The sequence below is a fragment of the Haladaptatus pallidirubidus genome, from assembly GCF_020700235.1.
GTDB classification, from domain to species: Archaea; Halobacteriota; Halobacteria; order Halobacteriales; family Haladaptataceae; genus Haladaptatus; species Haladaptatus pallidirubidus.
In genome coordinates this window covers 1,419,817-1,438,482 of record NZ_CP085301.1, presented here as the reverse complement: position 1 = coordinate 1,438,482, position 18,666 = coordinate 1,419,817, and the positions used below count along the sequence as shown (strand labels likewise).

Below are 18,666 nucleotides of genomic sequence, written 5' to 3'. Positions count from 1 at the left end.
CGAACCAGAGCGCGTCCGTGGAACCCCCATCGATAGAGTGTTGTGAAAACCTTGCAAAATCCTTTTACGTCTCAGCGACCAACTTTCGCGTAGACAATGGCAAACTCGATGGCGGAGTATCTTCAGCAGGATATGGAGTGTGAAGGTCTGTTGGAGTGTATACACGGATTGAAAGAACTCGACAGGCATTGCTATCAGGTCGTCGTGGAGAGCGAAGAGTCGCTGACCATCGACGACATCGCGGAGCGAATCGAGCGCGAGCGTTCGACCGCCTACCGCTCCATCCAGCGTCTCCTTCAGGCCGGTTTTATCCAGAAAGAGCAGGTAAACTACGATCAAGGCGGCTACTATCACGTCTACCGACCGACCAACCCCGGCGAAGTGTCACACGAGATGCAGCGGATGCTGAACGAGTGGTACGCGAAGATGGGACAACTGATTCAGGAGTTCGAGGACAAGTACGACGAAACCGAACGACCCGGAAAACCCGTTTAGCCCGATTCGAACCGCCGCCACTGTTCGGAATCGACGGCTTAACTGCTGCAATACGACGGATTCTATCGTCTACTCTTCTATCACGGCTTTGACGCGATAGTATGGAAGCCATCGCAGTTCGGCATCGTGATAGGTTGCGAAGTGGGTCACGAAATCCTCTTCTTTGAACAGACCGTCGTCAGTGCCCAATTGAAGGAGCACTTCGTCTGCGTCGTCGAGCACGGTACTGCCGACCATCGCCGAGAACAGTTCCGCAGGCGTTACCGGCTTTCCGGCGTCGATGGAGTCCACCACGTCGGCCACTACAGTTTCAATTTCCGTTTCGACGTCGAACTGCACGTCAACGGAAACCGTCTGTCCGAGCGTGTCCGCGGCGTGAACCTCCTCCGCTTTGCGAACCGCCGGCTCCAGCGTGTGCGCGAACTCGACGCTACTTTCTCGCATTCCAATGTACGTAAACGAGAACATCGCCATCAAACCGTTCATGAACGCGTCGTCTTCCGCACTGCGGAAAATCTGTCTTCGGTCTTTCTTCTTCAGATGGTGAACGAGGATGGAAAAATCGAGGATACCATCGGTAACGCGTTGACGGATTCGCGCCTCCACGTTGCGCTTCGATTGATCGTGTTCCATCTCCGCCTCGCCGAGCAGATACGCTCTGTCAGCGGGCGATAAGACCTCACGCCCTCTGTCTGTTTTCGACATCATAATCGGAATCGGATTATACAGTATCGACTTCCATCCGAAGCTATTTGAGGAGTCTGTGACAACCTCCGGAAAATGGCACTAATCGACGTACTGATGCAGGTTTTACACACCGTTTTCGCTGGCGTCTGGGCCGGGTGGACGCTGTTCATGGCGGTCCTCGTAATTCCCGCGGCCCGGAAAGGCCATCTCGGCACCGACGGCCTCAGATGGCTCACCAAACGGTTCTCGCGGTTTTCCATGCTAGCTTCACTCGTCCTGTTTACCACCGGCGGACATCTCGCCGGGACGCGGTACACCGTCGAACTCCTCGGCGGGAGTTCGCGGGGTCACCTCGTCCTCACCATGGTCGCGCTCTGGTTCGTCCTGACCGGCCTGAGCCACGCCGCGAGTAGTCGCCTGATGAAAAATCTGGACGACGGCGCGATGCGCGCTGCCTCCGCCTACGCGACGTGGTTTTACGCCGCGGGCGTCGTGGCCGTCGGCCTCCTCATCGTCGCCGGAAGATTGTAATGGCCGAGGGAACCGGTTCGAATCACGCGCTGGCGACGGTGTTCGCGATCGTCTTCGTCGACCTACTCGGGTTCGGTATCCTGATTCCCATCATCCCGCTGTACGCCACGCAGTTCGGCGCGAACGAACTCGTCGTCGGCCTCCTTCTCGCCTCCTACTCGATTACGCAGTTCGTCTTTGCACCGATTCTCGGACGACTCTCCGACGAAAGTGGCAGACGACCCATTCTCCTCCTATCGCTGTTCGGAAGCGTCCTCGCGTGGACGCTGTTCGGATTGGCCGAAAGTCTCGCCGTCCTCTTTCTCGCGCGACTCTTCGCGGGCGCGATGGGCGGCAACATCGCAACCGCACAGGCCTACATCGCGGACGTCACGCCGCCGGAAGACCGCGCGAAGGGATTGGGCCTCATCGGTGCGGCGTTCGGATTGGGGTTCGTGTTCGGCCCGGCGCTCGGCGGACTCGCTTCGAGCGACGCCGCAATCGCATTCGTTCGCGGGTTGTCGCCCGAAATGGTTCCGATAAATCGGTTCTCGCTCCCGAGTTTCCTCGCCGCGGGAATCTGCGCGCTAAACCTCGCCGTCGCGTTTTTCGTCCTTCCGGAGACGCGAACCAAGCGCTCCGCGGAGAGGGAACCGTCCGGAATGCTCGAAACACCCAGACTCGCACGTTTGTTCGATTCGCTTTCCGACCCGGCGCTGTCGGGACTCGTCGTCTCGTTTTTCCTCCTCTCGCTCGCCTTCTCGGGGATGGAGAGCATGTTCGTGCTGTTCACGGAGCAGAAGTACGGCTACGGCACGACGATGAACGGCTACGTCCTCGCGTACGTCGGCGTCGTCATCGCCATCGTACAAGGGGGGCTCATCGGGCGGCTCACCGACCGATTCGGCGAGCGAACCATCGCGCTGATCGGCGTTTCGCTCGAACTCGTGACGCTGGCCGCCATTCCGTTTTCACCCGAAATCGGACGGCTATTTCCGACCATCGGTCCGCTTTCCGGCGGACTGCTCGCGCTGTTGTTCGTCCTCACGCCCCTCGCGGTCGGCAACGGATTTGCAAACGTATCGCTCAACACGCTGGTCTCGAAGAGCGCGTCCGCGGACGAACAGGGCGGCGCGTTCGGACTCACGCAGAGCGGGGGGAGTATCGCCAGAGCGGTCGGTCCCGTCGCGGCGGGCGGACTGTACGCCGCGGTGGCGTACTGGGTTCCGTTCGTTCTCGGTGGGCTACTGATGGTTCCCATCTGCTACATACTCTTGACTGCTGTGCAGGTGGGTAGACGCACGACTCCCGCTGACTGAGGTACAGATTACTGTCGCTAACCGGCGTGGTTTTATGTGCGGGGACGGACCAATCCGGGCTCCGTGAACGCCGCCAGTAATCATTTGCCGATAGGGAACGTGAAATAGATGCGATGTACGATCGAATCCTCCTGCCCACGGACGGGAGCGACGCGGCGGACAGAGCCGTCGAACAGGCCATCAATCTCGCGGACACCTACGACGCGCGACTGTACGTCATCTCGATAGTTGACCAAACCGCAATCCCGCCGGACGTTCGGGCGGACATGCTGTACGAGGAACTCCAGCAGGAGGGCGAGCAAGCGGTGGACGACATCGAACGGCGGGCGAGAGATGCGGGAATCGACGTTCGAACGTCGATTCCCCGCGGAACGCCGTACAGGACCATCCTCGATTTCGCCGACGACCACGACATCGACCTCATCGTGATGGGGACGCACGGCAGACGGGGCATCGATCGCTACCTCCTCGGGAGCGTAACGGAGAAAATCGTTCGACTTTCCGAACGACCGGTGCTGACGGTTCGAATGGACGAGCCGTCGTAAACCCGAATCGCCGATAATCTCGCGTTTCAAGCGTTTAAGCTAGCGTTTCCAGTCATAGACTTTTGACGGATGCTATCGTAGGTCGTGACGGGTAGTCGAGAGAATGAAAGACACGATGAACGATTGGGGCGGATGAACCTCTTCGAGAGCCTTCGAATCAGTTGGCGAAACATTCGCGAACACAAACTTCGCTCAACGCTGACGACGCTCGGCGTCATCATCGGCGTGGCCGCGGTCATCACGTTCGTCACGCTCGGCGCGAGTCTACAAGCGGACATCATCAGCACCGTCGCGGGAGGGAACGCGGCGACGATGTACGTATCAGCGCAGTCGCAGAGCGAAACCGGACTTCCGGACCTCGGAAGCGGAGGACAAACCGTTTTCACCGAACACGATATGGACGAAATTCGGTCGCTACAGGGCGTCGAGGCCGCCGTCCCGGAGAGCGGCGTCGCGGCTTCGGCCGTCGAGTTCAACAACTCGACGATCGGGCGGCAGTGGGTCGTGGTGACGACCCCGCCGTATTTCGACGTGAGAAATCAAGAGTTCGTCGCGGGCGGGTCGTTTCAGAGCGGCGAACGGGAAGTCGTCCTGAATCGCCCGGCGACGAGGATGTTTGGGGAAGAAAACGTCACCGTCGGGGACACCGTCTCCGTCACGCGCGCATCGGGAGGGGAACAGGTGAACGCGACGGTAGTCGGCATCGTCGAACCGACAGAACAGTCGGCACTCGGTATCAGCGACGAGGCGTCGCCGCAAATTTACGCGCCGACCGACCCGTTCTACCAGCGGACGGTGTACAGTCCTTCGGCGAACGAGAACCAGCGCGTCTACGGACGGGCGCTGGTGCTTGCGGAAAGTCCGTCGCAGGTTGATTCGGTGCAGGGTCGCGTATACACGTATCTCGGCGAACAGTCCGACGCACGGGAGCTAAAATCCGAGAGCTACCGGTTCAAGGTCACGACGCAGGACGAACTCGTCAATCAGGTCAGGCAGGTGAGCAACACGTTCACCGCGTACATCACCGGCATCGCACTCATCTCGCTGGTCGTCGGTGCCATCGGCATCGCCAACATCATGCTCGTCAGCGTCACGGAGCGAACCAAAGAAATCGGCATCATGAAAGCCGTCGGGGCGCGAAACAACGACGTTCTCCAGTTGTTCCTGCTCGAAGCGATTCTGCTCGGCCTTTTCGGATCGGCGGTCGGCGCACTCGTCGGACTGGCCGGTGGGTACGTCGCCGCCGAGATTATCGGCCTGCCGCTCGCGTTCCGCCCTGAATGGTTCGGTATCGCGGTCGCAGTGGGCGTGCTGGTCGGCGTCCTCGCAGGAATCTATCCCGCGTGGGATGCCGCGCAGACGGACCCCATCGATGCGCTGCGATACGAGTAACTATCGCTTTTTTGTGATTTCGGATCGCGACGGTCGCCGCAAGCCACCGTTACCGCGGCGTGAACGGACACCTACCATCACTCTGCGGTCAGTATTCGTCGGTATCCCACCAATAGCCACTGGATAACAAAGAGTGAATCCTGCGATGGTTTTTTCGAACGAGAACACCGCCGCCAGGCGCTCTTGAGCGGCCAGTCGATTTTACCCATGGCTAGTCATCAAACGGATTCAAAAACGACGCAGGAATCGCGGGGACTCGGATACGAACTGCCATGGCTCGTTCCGGGACTCCTTGCCGGAATTTGCATCTTCTATTTTTACGTGAGTTCGCATTCATATCCGTCGTTCGGTGCGGGGCTGTACCTCCACATCGCGGAACGCATCAGCGAAAACGGCTACGTCCTTCCAGAAACGATTCCTGGCTACACCGCGGAAGGGGTGCCGTTCGCGTATCCGCCGTTCATGTTTTACGTTTCTGCCGTGCTGCTCGACGTAACCGGACTCGACCCGTTCACCATCGCGCAGTATCTCCCCGGACTGGTCAGCATCGCGTACCTGATTCCGCTGTACTTTTTCACGCGCGATTTGCTAGGGTCACGACCACAGGCATCGTTGGCGACGCTCCTCGTCGCTGTCAGTCCGCCGGTTTTGCAGTGGCACATCTCGGCTGGAGGCATCGTTCGCGCCCCCGCTCTCCTGTTTTCGCTCGTCGGAATCTACGCCGGATTACAACTGTTCCGGGAGGCGGACACGAGATGGCTCGTTCCCGCGCTCGTCGCGTTCACGCTGACGATTCTCACCCACCCGATGTACACGATTTTCTTCGTGATGAGCTATCTCCTGCTGTACGTTCGGTTCGACCGGTCGTTCGACGGATTACTTCGGGGCTTGTTCGTCGGTCTCGGAGCAGTCCTGCTCACGACGCCGTGGTGGAGTTCGGTACTGATCGCGCACGGTTCGACCGTGTTCACCTCCGCGGCGGGAACTCACGGCGGAATCGGCAACACGATTCCGACGCTGGAGCGGTTGGTCGAACAGCAGTTCAACGAATCGCCGTTGCTGTCGATATGGCATCTGACCGCCGTCGTCGGCTGTATCTGGCTTCTATTGAAGCGCGAATATTTCCTCCCGGCGTGGCTGTTGCTCATCGCCGTGACGATCGAGGAAGCCCGCTTCGTATTCCTCATCGCGGCGTTCGTGAGCGCCCGGTTCGTCTTCGTTGGACTCATTCCGTGGCTTCGTCGTGAACCGTTCAGGATACTCGACAGAGAGGCGGTGGTGACGTTCTCGGTCGCACTGCTGGTGACCGTCAGCCTCAGCGGCGGCGCGTTGTACGCGACGGGCGGGATGAACGCTCACGCGGGAAGTCCGTCCCTCCCGCAGTTCGTGAACGACGGGGACGTCGAAGCGATGGAGTGGACGAAAAAGAACACCGAACCGTCGGCGGAGTTCGTCGTTCTCGGCGATGCCGCCGAATGGTTCCCACAGCAGACGGACAGAACGATGGTGGTAGCACCGTGGGGCGTCGAATGGAAGGGGCATCAGCAGTACAGCACCCAGTTACGGCAGTTCCGCCAACTATCGCGATGTCACAGTTCGAACTGCCTGACGGTGCGACTGATGCAGATGGACGTGCATCCGGATTACGTCTACATCCCGAAGGGCACCTACACGGTTCGCGGGATGCAACGCGAACAGCCGAAGGAAATGATGTCGAGGATGATGACATCGTCACAGTATCACCTCGCCTTCGAAAACGAGGAGGTCGCCATCTTCAAACTGGCCGACGGCTGGCATCCGTCGCGGTCGGGGACGATGGGACCGATACCGATGTAACTGCGGCGGGAACCGATCGTCGACCGTGGTTCACGTCTCGAATCCGGCCACCGATGAGGAGGGCTTTTGCCCGGCGACTGCCAACCGTAACCGATGCGCTTCGCAACCGGAGCAGTCCTCCTCGTCATCGTCGCCGTCCTCGCGGGCCTTGGCGCCGTCGCGTTCACGGGAGATGACGGCGGAAACCTCTCGGAACGCTGGGTTAGCGACACCGGCCGTGACATGAAAGGAAACCACCACGCACCGGCGGCGGCCACGATAGGGGACCGGTCGTTCGTTTTCGCGCCGATTAGCGACCGAGGAAACGGAACCGGATGCGGCCTGTTTGCACTCGATAGCGAAACCGGAAACACCGTCTGGAGACATCAGGTTCCGCCCGCGAACTGCACGATTCACGCCGTCGCCGACCCGACAGTTTCTGATTTCGACGGCGACGGCACGCCGGAAGTTCTCGCCGCGAGCACGGAAGAGAGAGTGACGGCCTACGACGCTCGCTCGGGAGACGAGGCGATGCGTCACGAACTCGAAGACTACGGCTACACACAACCGGTGGTTGCGAACCTATCACCGGACTCTGGTCGTGAAATCGCCGTCGTGGACGTGAACGGAAAGCTCTCGGTCGTTCGGGGGAACGGAACCGAAGCGTGGAGCCGCGCTCTCGGCGGACGCGTGTTAGCCCAACCGACCGCCGCCGATTTCGATACCGACGGCGACGCCGAACTAGCAGTTGGAATCGGCACCTTGGACGGTGGCCGAGTCGTCCTCACCGACGGGAACAACGAAACGGTGTGGCAGAACGACGACATCGATGACTCCATCCTTTGGATGGGTTCCGGACAGGCTGACGGCGACCAGCCAATCGAAATATCGGTCGCCACCTCGGGCGGCGAAATCGTCGTTCTCGACGGAGCTGACGGAAGCGTCGAATGGCGTCGGTCGGTCGGCGAGCTCGCCGCAGTAGGCGATATTTCTGACGGAGATGAGGATGGAAATCCGGAAGTGTACGCCGTCTCGAAAGAAGGAACGTTGTTCGCGCTCGACGCGACCGACGGGAGCGTCGAGTGGGAAACGTCGTTGACGACGAAAACACAGATGACCCCGCCGCCAATCGTTGGCGACGTAGACGGCGACGACGAGACGGAAATCGTGGCCGCCACGAACGACGGGAAAGTGACCGTCATCGGGCCGGATTCCGGCAACGTGCTGGCGACCTACGAGCGGTCGGTGACTATTTACACCCATCCGACACTCGCGGATTTGAACGGGGACGGTGCCGAGGAGATATACGTCATCTACGGCGACGGGCGGGTCGTCTCACTCTCGTACGAATCCTGAACGTCGAGCCGGTTTGCAATTTCATCCGAATCGTAACGGTTGCCACGAGGGCATGAATTAAGCCCCTCCCCGCTGTACGCTTGGACGGATTTTTGTCCTCGCACGGTGAAAATTATGTCAGGAACGACCACAAATCCCGAAAAACTCCGCGTCGGCGTTATCGGTGGCGGCTACATCGGAACGACAGTCGGAAGACAGTTCGAAGAAGACCCACGTTCGACGGTCGTCGCGATTGCGGACGTGAGCGAACCGCCGCGAGACGAGGCCGGAGATACCCTCTACGTCGGCCAAGGATCGCGGTACGAAGATTATGCCGAGATGCTAGACGCGGAGGAGTTGGACGCCGTTCTCATCGGAACTCCGCACGTTTTTCACTACGAGCAAACGATGGCCGCGCTGGACGAGGGGCTTCACGTCCTTTGTGACAAGCCGCTTACGACCGACCGCGAGAAAGCGCGCGAGCTCGCCGAGCGAAGCGAACAGGAAGACCAACTGCTGATGGTCGGCTACCAGCGACACCTCAATCAGGCGTTCATCCGAGCGCGGGAGCGGTGGGACGAGACGAATCTAACGCCGCGGTTCATCAGCGCCGAAATTACGCAGAACTGGATTTCCCGATTCGAGGAGACGTGGCGAACCGACCCCGACCTCTCCGGCGGCGGCAACCTCTACGACACCGGGAGCCACCTCATCGACGCGGTTCTGTGGACGACCGGACTAAAGCCGACCTCGGTGCAAGCAGACATGAAGTTCGCCGACGAGGAAAACCGGGTGGACGAACGAGCGCAACTCGTCGTTGAGTTCGAAGGTGGGGCATCTGCCAGCATTGCAGTTTACAGCGATGCGCCCTGCGTGCGTGAACACATCCACATCTGGGACGACGATGGAGCGCTCTATCTCGAAGGAAGACAGTGGGAACCGCGCCAGCTGACGGAGATAGAGGCAGACAGCACGACCGTCGTTCCGTTCATGGACAACCGACGCCACGAGAGCAAAGCCGGGTCGTTCATCGACTGCATCGAGAGCGGCAAGGAACCTCCGGCGACCGCCCGCGATGCGTTCGCCGTGACCGCGCTGACCGAGGCGGCCTACGAATCGGCGCGAACTGGGGAACGAATTTCGATAGATTTGGATTGAAAGAGCGAACGAAATTTTGCGTTCGACCGGTTCACCAGTCGCTATCTGACGTAGTGGGCCGCAATCCACGTCAGAAGACCGAGCAGGACGAAGGGGATGATGGTCAGCAGGTGGGACATCGCGAAAATCAACGGTTGACCCTCCCACGGCGTCCAGACGGCGAACAGAACGATGAAGAAGAGGAGGATGAACATCGGGACGAGGTTCACCGAAATGTCGAGCAGGGTTTCGCGGTCGAAGATTGGGTCGGAATCCGCGTCCGCTTCAGTCTCGGCCATCAGACATCATCCTCCGGTTTACGTTCGCGCTCGCTCCGATCGCGCTCACCGGCATCGGATTCTCGACTGTCCGCCCCGCCACCGTCGGCCAGCGCCGTCTCGCGCTTCTTCTCGAACCACGTCCACTCGGGCGACCCCATCCCTTCAGCTTTGAGATTCCACGGGTCGCTGTCTTCGACGACCGGCCCTTCGAGCCACGACTGGACGATGTTCCAAACGAAGATGAGTTGACCGACCGCGAGGATAACAGCCCCGAGGGTCGCGACCTGATGCCACGTCGTGAACTGTGGGAGGTAGGTCGCGTACCGTCGCGGCATGCCGCCGTAACCGAGGAATATCATGGCGAAGAAGGTGACGTTCGAACCGATCATCGTCAGCCAGAAATGCCAGTGAGCGAGCTTTTTCTGGTACATCTTCCCGGAGTAAATCGGGAACCAGTAGTAGAACCCGGCGAACAGGGCCACCGCGATCGCACCCATGACGATGAAGTGGAAGTGACCCACGACGTAGTAGGTGTCGTGAAGCACCAAATTGACGGGAATCGCCGCCAGAAAAACCCCGGTGACCCCACCGATGATGAAGTTCTGAATGAACCCGACGCTAAAGAGCATCGGCGCGGTCATCCGGAGGTTGCCGTTCCACATCGTCGTAATCCAGTTGAACACCTTCACCGCGCTCGGAATCGCGATTGCCATGGACACCGCCATGAAACTAACCCGAAGCCGCGGGTCGATGCCGGTGGAGAACATGTGGTGGGCCCAGACGCCGAACGAGAGGACGCCGATGGCGAGCGTCGAGTAGACGACGAACTTGTAGCCGAACAATTTTCGGCCCGCGAAACGGGGGAGAATGAGGCTGACCAGCCCCATCGGCGGGAGGACGATGATATACACCTCGGGGTGGCCGAAGAACCAGAACAGGTGTTGCCACAGAATCGGCCCGCCGCCACCTTCCGGTGCGAAGAAGGTGGTGCCGAAGTTGCGGTCGAGCAGGAGCATGATGAGGGCACTGCCGAGCAGCGGGAACGCGAACAGGATAAGCCCCGACTGCGTGAGCATCGTCCACGAAAACAGGTCGAGTTCGGGCCATTCGATGTCGCGTTCGGTGAAGATAGTGGCGATGAAGTTGATCGCCCCCATCGTCGTGCTGATGCCCGAGAGGTGCAGGCCGAGGAGCATCAGGTCGGTCGCCGGACTCGGCTGCTCCGCCGAGAGTGGCGTGTACATCGTCCACGCCGTCTGCGGTGCCGGGATGTCCGCTATCGATGCGAGCGGAAACCCGATCCAGATGAGAATCGCCGCGGGCGGGAGGAGCCAGAACGCGATGGCGTTGATGCGCGGGAACGCCATGTCGTCCGCGCCGATGAGGAGCGGGATGAAGTAGTTCGCGAACGCGGCTATCATCGGCGTCGTGAACAGAAACAGCATCGTGAGGCCGTGTGTGGTGAGAAGAGCGTTATAGAATCCGGCCTGCATGAGGTCAATGTCGGGCGCGACTAACTCGACGCGCATCAGGACGACGCCCAGTCCGGCCCAGATGAACGCGATGAGCGCGTACAGGCCGTACAGCATGCCGATGTCCTTGTGATCAACCGTCGTTAGCCAGCGGAGGATTCCACTCGGTTTCTCCGCGTATTCGACGCGTCGCTCTTCTACTTGCCCCAGCCCCCCTCCCGCAGGTGTGTACGACCGCCAGTCTTCGACCCGGAGGACGAAGAACAGAACGGCGAGTAAGAACCCACCCATCAGGACGGTAAGCACCAAGTCCATTGGTAGCGCTGCCATCGTACAGTAGTTGGGTGGAACAGGGTAATTCCTTTCGGTCATTTGTCATTTGTTTCGAGACAAGTATCGTCCAATCAATTACCTGACTTGAATGCGATAATACGCGTGCAAAATCCAGACTGGGAGCCGAGTTACAGAATTCCAGCGAGCTACGATGGCGTGCGCTGATACAGGCCTGAGGAGTTCACCTCCGAAGGTCTGTGCTGATAGCATGCGAGGGATGAGAACGAGCGACAACGAATGAACGAATCGGTTGGGGATGTGTGGGGCCTGCAGTCGCGGTGCGGGGCGGTTTCATTGGAGTCGTGATCCGCTTACTCCTGTTTGATTATATCGTGCTGTAGCAAATCACGACTCCCCACCGCCAGTCTCCCTGCTCCTCCCCCGCCAGCGTGGGACTGCACAAACGGTATTCGCTTCGCTCCCCTCGTGCGAACGCGCTGGCGCAACCTTCCGACAGATTTAGCATGTGAAAGTAGCAATAAATTGTTAGAAAAAGTACTCATCATGTTCGAATGGCAGTTTCCGAATTGATCACATCTTGCGTTTCTGACTGCGCTTGTCGGGGTGCGCGTTTTTCTCAATATAGCACTGACGGCGATTGTGGTCAAGTCCAGCAGTCCCACGTCGCGCTCTACGGTCGTAGCGACGGTTCTGACCGTTCTTTCGGCAATTATACTGGTGCTTCGGGGTGTTCTCGGGCTCAATGCTTCCTATCTCGAATTTCTCTTCCAAGTTTCATTCCTCGTTCTCGCTGGCTACAGCATCCATTCGAATCCCTCGAACGTGCGATTGCGAGTCGTCGGAGCTGTTTCCCTCGGTACAATCGCACTGCTTCTGATCACGATTCCCCTATATGGAGAGGCGACAGTCGCTCCGTGAGTTTACACTCACCACGAACACAAACTGAACCAATCACCGCGAGAAAAGTACCTGATTCACAGCGGCGACAAGGAACAGGCCAATGGTGATGTTCGCGCCGATAAACAGGACAAGCAGTGATGTGGTCGTCTCCGCTGGAAGCCCACTCGTTCATCTTCGCGGCGGCGAACAGATACAGCGTCACGCCTGCCCCGCTAAGAACTCCCAGCCATGCCGCCTCTTCGGCGCTCTACAGAAGACCCGTCAGTGCGGACGAGAGAGTGACGAACACCATCGCCCACAATTTCGAGTTTCGGGCGATATGTTCGTCCCATCCACGAGATTCGACGTTCATATCAGTTAGCTACGATTTAAGAGGTAATAAACTCACTTCGTCGGACTACCAAAATTTGAGGTTTCGCTTCACCGCCTCGCGCTTGAGTTCCTGAATGTGCTGAGTCAGGGGAATATCCTTCGGGCACACCTCGGTACAGGAAAACTGGGTCTGACAGCGCCAGACGCCGTGTTCTTGGTCCATGAGGTTGATACGGTGTTCGGTCGTCGCCTCGTCCTCGCGCTCGTCCATGGCGAACCGGTAGGCCGTGCTGATGGCCGCCGGACCGAGGTACTGGTTGTCCCCCGCGGCGATATTACACGAGGACATACAAGCACCGCACCAGATACAGCGCGTAGCCATTTTGATTTCCTCCCGATTTTCGCGCGACTGGCGCTGTTCTTTCAGTTCATCGTCAGGGAGCGAGTCGGTCTGGAAAAACGGCTCTATCGCGTGCATCTGGTCAAAAAAGTGTTCCATATCCACGACGAGGTCTTTGATGACGTCCTGATGCGGAAGCGGTTCGACCTGTATCGGTTCGTCCAGTTCGGTAACCTGCGTTTTGCAAGCGAGTTGCTGTCGACCGTTGATGAACACGGCGTCGCTCCCGCAGATGGCCTGCCGACAGGAGTGGCGCACCGTCAACGTCGAATCGAACGTGTCGCGGGCGTAGATGAGCGCATCCAAAACGGTCAGTCCGCGCTCGTATGGGACATGAAAGTGGTCGAATCGCGGCTTTTGCTTCTCGGGAACTTCCGGGTCGTACCGGAACACCTTGAGGTGAACCGTATCGGCCGACGTCTCCTCTTCCGTCCGAATTTCGGCTTCGCGCGCTTCCCGCCGTCGTTGCCGTTTTTCGGCCATGCGGCGTTCCTGCGGTGATTGACTGGCCCGAAACTCCTCTGCCTGCGCATCCTCCGTCGGTTCCTCCGCCCGCATCTGTCCCTCGGACTGCTCCGTTTCCTGTTCCTGGTGACTCACTGGAAACCCTTTCCGCGTGTATCTTGGGCTCGACGGCAATAAACATCTTCACCGTAATACACATTTTTGACGAATTTCGAGCGTGAAACTGTACAAAGGGAGGAAACGACGCGAACAAGTTGCTTAGGTCTCCATCACAGTCTGCCTCGTGGTCGAGGTGCCAACAAGAACTAATCGTCCTCCAACGTATTTCGGACGATGAAAGCATCCGATTTACTCGTCGAGTGTCTCGAAAACGAGGGAGTCGAGTACGTGTTCGGCATCCCCGGCGAGGAACTCGAAGACGTGCTGTTTTCGATTCGCGACTCCGACATCGAGTTCATTCCCGTGCGCCACGAACAGGGCGCGGCGTTTATGGCCGACGTTCATGGGCGCGTGACCGGTCGTGCGGGGGTCTGTCTCTCGACGCTCGGGCCGGGCGCGACGAACCTCCTCACCGGGGTTGCCGACGCCCATCTCGATAAAAGCCCACTCGTCGCAATCACGGGACAGGCCGGTCTCGAACGGCTCCACAAGGAGAGTCATCAGACGCTCGACATCGTCCACACCTACCGGTCGGTGACGAAGTGGAACGCGCAGTTGAGTGACCCGGAAATCATCAACGAATCGGTTCGCAAAGCCTTCAAGCTCGCAGAATACGAGAAACCCGGGGCGACCCACCTCGAATTTCCGGAAAACGTGGCGGGCGAGGAAACGGACTCCCAACCGCTCGAACCGCGGGAGCAAGTTCGGCGTCCCGCTCCCGACCAAAAATCCGTCGAGCGCGCGACTGAACTGTTGGAAAACGCAGAGCATCCGCTCGTCATCGCGGGCAACGGCGCGGTTCGAACGCGCTCCGCGAACAGCCTCCGCGAGTTCGTGTCCGAAACCGCGGTTCCGGTCGCGGGAACCTACATGGGGAAAGGGGCACTCTCGGACGAGAACGACCACTCGTTGTTTACGCTCGATTCGGGCGAAAACGGCGAATCGGCGGACGCACTCTCGCGGGCAGACTGCGTCCTCGCCGTCGGCTACGACATCGCGGAACACGACCCGGAAAAATGGAATCCGAACCTCGATAAGAAAATCATCCACCTCGACCACGAACCGGCCGAAGTGTACGAGCATTACAATCCGGACGTGGAAATTGTCTGCGACGTTTCCGCTGGACTCGACGCACTGCTCGGCGAAGTCGAATTTTCCTGTCCCGATGCGTGGTACCGCGACCAGCGCGAGGCATTGGTCGAACAGACGACGAGCACGCCGGACGAATCTGACCCAGTGACGGTTCGGAACATCATGCCTGTCCTCCGTGAAGCGATGGCCGACGAGGACGTGCTCATCTCCGACGTCGGAAGTCACAAGATGGCCATCGCACAGGCGTTCCCGACCTACGAGCCGAATTCGGTCATCATCTCGAACGGACTCGCCAGTATGGGAATCGCGGTTCCGGGCGGGATTTCGGCGGACCTCGCGGTCGATTCGAACGTCGTGGTCGCGACTGGAGACGGCGGATTTCTGATGAACGCAGCGGAAATCGAGACGGCGACGCGACTCGGCTGTGGGTACACGATAGTCGTGTTCAACGACTCCGAATACCGACTCATCACCGAAGAGCAGGAAGAAGACCGCAAGGAACACTACGGCACTGAACTGACGAATCCGGATTTCGTGGCATTCGCCGAAAGCTTCGGTATCGACGCGGTTCGCGCGGAATCGTGGGACGAAATTGGCGACACCCTGAATTCAGCGGTCGAAAGCGACGAGATGACGCTGGTCGAAATCCCGATGTAGAGGAGGTAGAAGGGAAGAACGACGAATCCGCTGGCGGAACGACTATCCGAATCCGCCCGTCACTCTCGCGCGCTGAACGACGAATCGGTACCCCTATTTGTCGATTAGTCGCAATTCCACTTCGTCGCCGTGTTTGAGGTCGGAGTCTCCGGGGAGGCAGAGAAGCGTCACGCTCACGCCAGCATTCACGAAACCGCGCGAACCGGCGAGCTAGAAACTGCCGCTTTGATGTCGTCGAGTCGGTCGATGACGTTCCATCGGAAATCGGCATCGGTGGATTCGGGTGAGAGCTCAGTTTCGACGCTATTCGTCCCATCCTCCACCGCCGTCTCTCTCCGCATCATTACTCTCGCGAATCGCCGGCCGTGAGTCGAACCGTCGGTCGAATCGCTCTACATCGATACCCTCCGCCCTGAGGTTAACGTAATCGTTGCGTTCGAGCGACACGGCATCCAAATTGTGCCCACCGAAATTCTCGAAGAGACTACCCCCCGTTCGCCTGCCACTCTTGTGCCCGAACCGCCCTCACCGCACCTTTGCTCAACCACGGCGGAGCGGACCATTGGCCGCCCTCGTACAGCGTGTACTCCTCGGCATCATCGTTTGCCCAGACGAACGTCGAATCGTACTTTCCTCGATATCGTTTGAGTCTCCGACGACTGGCGTGCACCGGAATGACGTTCGTCAGGTTCAGTTGGTCGATCAATTCATCGATGGTTTCCTCGGCGGGGTGATTTCGGAATTCATAGTCGTACACGGTACAGGAGGCGGTTTCGACCGGGGAAATCGCACCGCCGAGGAGTTGACCGGGCGTCGCCGTCGGAAAATCGAATCGCGAAGCCAGCAGCACCCAGAACGTGGCCCGCCGAAATCGGAGGAAGTTCGATTTTGCTCGTGACGGCGACCCAGTTGTCGATTCCGGTGACCGCATCGAAAACGTCTTCGATTCCACCGAGGCGGTAGTTTTTCTGCCCATCTCCCAGAACGCTTTCGAGCGTCGATGCGGTCGCCGGTGACGCGTATATCGGCACGCCGTCGCGGAGGGTGTCGCCGAGTGACAGATAGAGGGCGACGTGGGCGTGCGTGAGGACGATTGCATCGAAATAATCGTTCGCGCCGAGAAGCGTATCGAGATTAACGCCGTTACCCGAATCGACGAGGATACAGGCAGTTCGGTCGTCGTCGAAGCGCAGGAGTGTAGATCCGCCCCCTTTCGATGGGTTCGCGCGTTGAAAGCTGAATTGCAATATAACAGTCGTAATAAGAATTCGCGTCCGTTACGTAAACTATTTTCCCACGATGAATAGTGTATTATCTACTAATTTCTAGAAATGTGGGAAATTGTCAGCCGGGACTGATACGCATCCACTTTATGTTACCCGTGTGACTTTACTCGCCGTCCTCGTAGGACACCACTCGGCCCCACGAACTCTTCTTCCCCCACAGACCGGAGCGCATGCACTCCAACTCCACGATTTGGGAATTATCCACGAACAGGTTCACATCCGGCCCGAAGTTCTTGATGTACCACTCGAACACCTCGGGGTCTGCGGCCTCGAACACGCAGTTTTCGATGCCGACCTCGTTGGCGATTGCGAAGGCCACGTCGGTGCGCCACTCGCGCACCTGTTCAGTGATGCCCTCCGATTCGACCATGATTTTGTACGCCCCTGCGTCGAGGTGCCGATTGGCTTCCCGAATCGCGCTCGCCGGGTCGATCGCCTCCTCGCTTTCCAACTCCTCCACCGCCGAAGCTCCGCCAGCGCCGAACTGGACGTTGATTTCGGGTTTCGCCTTCAGGCCGTGATCTTGCACCAGTTCAGTCAGCGCCACGAGGTCGTCGGTGTTGATGGCAATGAATCCCGAGGAGATTTCGACAATGTCGAAGCCGAGGTTTCCGGCCTCCTCTACGTACTGTTCAACTTTGTCGTTGTCGCGCACGAGGACGTTTTCGATGAACCCGCCCGTGGAGACTTGGACATCGTAGTCGTGACACACTGAGATGAGTTCTTCTACCACGTCTTCGGGCATCAAGGCGAACGACCCACCCGAAAACTTGTAGATGTCCACGTACTCGCCCATCGTGTCGAGGATATCCTGCAACTCTCGCGGTCCCATCGGGTCGTAGTACGGTCCGCGCATCTCCGTGATTCCCTTTTCGCGTGGTTTCGATTCGCGCTCGTTTACGTGCAGAAAGTCGAATGCTCTGTCGGTCATGGAACCCCCGATTTCGGTACGACGAACAGCTACAAAAGGAGTTGGGGCGGACGCTCATTCTCGCGGTACAGACCGTTTTTTATCCTCGAGAAGCGGTGATGACTGCTGACGGCAGTACGGACTATCCGAATTGAACCGAAGTCATCGGCTCCAGCTCACGAACCCTGTGAGCGCGAATTCGTCTAGACGGGACGTCTACTGCTTCGCTCGCTTGAACACCCAGTGCCGTATCGCTCGAGATGCCACCGGAGGCTGTTACCCGTCTCGGGGACACAGGAATCCACGGATTCGCTCGGCGTATCGACTGCCGAAGTGCCGATCGCGCGGTTCGCGTTGCCTCCACCGACATTCGTTCTATCCGTTACGGCTATCGATGGTTCTGTCGTCGGGGGACTCTCGGCCGTCGTTCCCACGGCCGTACCCAGCACGACGGCGAACACCAACACGACTAGCAGTCCTGCACCGACGAACCAGTTCATCGCTCCGTTCCTCCTCGCGTAGCCCCGGAACGCATCGTTTGACTATCTGACGCTGACCCCCGGTCGGTCATACGCGCATAGAAGCAGCACTCGCCCTTTGTTATTCGGCGACCACGAAACCGGTACGCTTGATTACGGGTGTTCGATGGGGACACCGTTGACGAAGCCGAATGCGTGAGAAAGTGACCGCGGAAACGAGTTACGTACCTTTCGACACGGAAAGCCGTCGCTCTTCGGCGAAAGGCGCGAATAAAAACGCGATGCGATGGGGGAAGTTACCCCCGCTAATTCGGTGACGAGCGCGCACCGAAGTTGCAGTTAGTGCTCGTGTTCGTTTTCTGCTTCCGCTTCACCGTACTGCACGTTGTCGTTGTTCTGGTCGTTGTACTGGACGGCGATGGCGTCTCCGGATTCAGCTTCGCCATCATTCCATCCTACGGCCGCCGAGATCGCGTAGTTGTCCTCCTGATAGTTCACGTTCGCCTGTTCGACGTCCTGACCCTGATAAACCGTAGCGTCGGCTTTTTGATAAGTAACTTTCTTATCGTGTTTGTCCTTGTGGTAGTCGTTTGCTGCGGCCGAGCCGGCGAATCCTGCGGTGAACAGCGCGCCGACGATAGACAGTGCGATGAGTAGCCTGAGTGCTTTCTTCATAGTTCTAACCTCGGCCGACACCGGGACATCTTCGCGCCCTGCGTCAGCC

General features: G+C 58.8%; 22 protein-coding genes. 11 read left to right on the top strand and 11 right to left on the bottom strand.

Annotation, left to right across the window (positions count from 1 at the left end):
- Positions 1-96: 96 nt before the first annotated feature.
- Positions 97-495 carry a helix-turn-helix domain-containing protein gene (locus LIX15_RS07930; RefSeq protein ID WP_227773200.1) on the top strand — a complete coding sequence of 133 codons (399 nt, stop codon included), beginning with the start codon at positions 97-99 and terminating at the stop codon, positions 493-495.
- A 69-nt stretch (positions 496-564) separates the two neighbouring features.
- Here LIX15_RS07930 and LIX15_RS07925 read toward each other — a convergent pair whose 3' ends face one another.
- Positions 565-1,200: a DUF8102 family protein gene (locus tag LIX15_RS07925; protein WP_227773199.1), complete on the bottom strand. Its 636-nt coding sequence runs from the start codon at positions 1,198-1,200 to the stop codon at positions 565-567.
- A gap of 75 nt (positions 1,201-1,275) precedes the next feature.
- Between LIX15_RS07925 and LIX15_RS07920 the strand changes: the two genes are divergently transcribed.
- From LIX15_RS07920 to LIX15_RS07890, 7 genes are all read left to right on the top strand, one after another.
- A complete protein-coding gene (locus tag LIX15_RS07920; RefSeq protein ID WP_227773198.1) occupies positions 1,276-1,713 on the top strand; it encodes a CopD family protein in 438 nt (145 codons plus the stop codon).
- Positions 1,713-3,011 carry an MFS transporter gene (locus tag LIX15_RS07915; RefSeq protein WP_227773197.1) on the top strand — a complete coding sequence of 433 codons (1,299 nt, stop codon included), beginning with the start codon at positions 1,713-1,715 and terminating at the stop codon, positions 3,009-3,011. Before LIX15_RS07920 ends, LIX15_RS07915 begins: the two co-directional genes overlap by 1 nt.
- Before the next feature lie 113 nt (positions 3,012-3,124).
- Entirely contained in the window at positions 3,125-3,556 is a 432-nt protein-coding gene (locus LIX15_RS07910) for a universal stress protein (RefSeq protein WP_227773196.1), read from the top strand.
- Between the two features lie 132 nt (positions 3,557-3,688).
- Positions 3,689-4,948 (top strand): ABC transporter permease, encoded by a 1,260-nt coding sequence (locus LIX15_RS07905; RefSeq protein WP_227773195.1) that lies wholly within the window; start codon positions 3,689-3,691, stop codon positions 4,946-4,948.
- Between the two features lie 207 nt (positions 4,949-5,155).
- Positions 5,156-6,784 carry a putative glycosyltransferase family protein gene (locus LIX15_RS07900; RefSeq protein ID WP_227773194.1) on the top strand — a complete coding sequence of 543 codons (1,629 nt, stop codon included), beginning with the start codon at positions 5,156-5,158 and terminating at the stop codon, positions 6,782-6,784.
- Positions 6,785-6,877: 93 nt separating this feature from the next.
- Positions 6,878-8,119 carry an outer membrane protein assembly factor BamB family protein gene (locus tag LIX15_RS07895; RefSeq protein ID WP_227773193.1) on the top strand — a complete coding sequence of 414 codons (1,242 nt, stop codon included), beginning with the start codon at positions 6,878-6,880 and terminating at the stop codon, positions 8,117-8,119.
- Positions 8,120-8,233: 114 nt separating this feature from the next.
- Entirely contained in the window at positions 8,234-9,256 is a 1,023-nt protein-coding gene (locus LIX15_RS07890) for a Gfo/Idh/MocA family protein (RefSeq protein WP_227773192.1), read from the top strand.
- Between the two features lie 41 nt (positions 9,257-9,297).
- Here LIX15_RS07890 and LIX15_RS07885 read toward each other — a convergent pair whose 3' ends face one another.
- Both LIX15_RS07885 and ctaD read right to left on the bottom strand, forming a co-directional pair.
- Positions 9,298-9,534 (bottom strand): DUF6684 family protein, encoded by a 237-nt coding sequence (locus LIX15_RS07885; RefSeq protein ID WP_227773191.1) that lies wholly within the window; start codon positions 9,532-9,534, stop codon positions 9,298-9,300.
- Positions 9,534-11,279 (bottom strand): cytochrome c oxidase subunit I, encoded by a 1,746-nt coding sequence (gene ctaD, locus LIX15_RS07880; RefSeq protein ID WP_227776872.1) that lies wholly within the window; start codon positions 11,277-11,279, stop codon positions 9,534-9,536. Before ctaD ends, LIX15_RS07885 begins: the two co-directional genes overlap by 1 nt.
- Before the next feature lie 642 nt (positions 11,280-11,921).
- Here ctaD and LIX15_RS07875 point away from each other — a divergent pair.
- Positions 11,922-12,200 carry a hypothetical protein gene (locus LIX15_RS07875; protein ID WP_227773190.1) on the top strand — a complete coding sequence of 93 codons (279 nt, stop codon included), beginning with the start codon at positions 11,922-11,924 and terminating at the stop codon, positions 12,198-12,200.
- Between the two features lie 379 nt (positions 12,201-12,579).
- On the opposite strand, the gene LIX15_RS07870 is transcribed toward LIX15_RS07875, so the two are convergent.
- Positions 12,580-13,377 (bottom strand): succinate dehydrogenase/fumarate reductase iron-sulfur subunit, encoded by a 798-nt coding sequence (locus LIX15_RS07870; RefSeq protein WP_390185053.1) that lies wholly within the window; start codon positions 13,375-13,377, stop codon positions 12,580-12,582.
- Between the two features lie 315 nt (positions 13,378-13,692).
- Here LIX15_RS07870 and LIX15_RS07865 point away from each other — a divergent pair, with 315 nt between their 5' ends.
- Entirely contained in the window at positions 13,693-15,267 is a 1,575-nt protein-coding gene (locus LIX15_RS07865) for an acetolactate synthase large subunit (protein ID WP_227773189.1), read from the top strand.
- Positions 15,268-15,452: 185 nt separating this feature from the next.
- Here the strand turns inward: LIX15_RS07865 and LIX15_RS07860 are convergent, their stop codons facing one another.
- The 5 genes from LIX15_RS07860 to LIX15_RS07840 all read right to left on the bottom strand — a co-directional run bounded on the left by LIX15_RS07860 (position 15,453) and on the right by LIX15_RS07840 (position 17,484).
- Positions 15,453-15,611, bottom strand: a complete 159-nt coding sequence (locus LIX15_RS07860) for a hypothetical protein (protein ID WP_227773188.1) — start codon at positions 15,609-15,611, stop codon at positions 15,453-15,455.
- Positions 15,571-15,723, bottom strand: coding sequence for a hypothetical protein (locus LIX15_RS07855; RefSeq protein ID WP_227773187.1), 153 nt, complete (start codon positions 15,721-15,723; stop codon positions 15,571-15,573). The genes LIX15_RS07860 and LIX15_RS07855 overlap by 41 nt, the downstream gene beginning before the upstream one ends.
- 28 nt (positions 15,724-15,751) lie before the next feature.
- Positions 15,752-16,024, bottom strand: coding sequence for a hypothetical protein (locus LIX15_RS07850; RefSeq protein WP_227773186.1), 273 nt, complete (start codon positions 16,022-16,024; stop codon positions 15,752-15,754).
- On the bottom strand, positions 16,011-16,514 hold the full coding sequence (locus LIX15_RS07845; RefSeq protein WP_227773185.1) for an MBL fold metallo-hydrolase: 504 nt from the start codon (positions 16,512-16,514) through the stop codon (positions 16,011-16,013). Before LIX15_RS07845 ends, LIX15_RS07850 begins: the two co-directional genes overlap by 14 nt.
- A gap of 142 nt (positions 16,515-16,656) precedes the next feature.
- A complete protein-coding gene (locus LIX15_RS07840; protein WP_227773184.1) occupies positions 16,657-17,484 on the bottom strand; it encodes a phosphosulfolactate synthase in 828 nt (275 codons plus the stop codon).
- On the opposite strand from LIX15_RS07840, the gene LIX15_RS07835 reads away from it, so the two are divergent.
- A complete protein-coding gene (locus tag LIX15_RS07835; RefSeq protein WP_227773183.1) occupies positions 17,469-17,618 on the top strand; it encodes a hypothetical protein in 150 nt (49 codons plus the stop codon). The genes LIX15_RS07840 and LIX15_RS07835 overlap by 16 nt on opposite strands.
- A gap of 48 nt (positions 17,619-17,666) precedes the next feature.
- Here LIX15_RS07835 and LIX15_RS07830 read toward each other — a convergent pair whose 3' ends face one another.
- Together LIX15_RS07830 and LIX15_RS07825 are read right to left on the bottom strand one after the other, a co-directional pair.
- Complete coding sequence (locus tag LIX15_RS07830; RefSeq protein ID WP_227773182.1) at positions 17,667-17,963, bottom strand: hypothetical protein; 297 nt, start codon at positions 17,961-17,963, stop codon at positions 17,667-17,669.
- 318 nt (positions 17,964-18,281) lie between these two features.
- Entirely contained in the window at positions 18,282-18,617 is a 336-nt protein-coding gene (locus LIX15_RS07825) for a hypothetical protein (protein WP_227773181.1), read from the bottom strand.
- Positions 18,618-18,666: the final 49 nt, after the last annotated feature.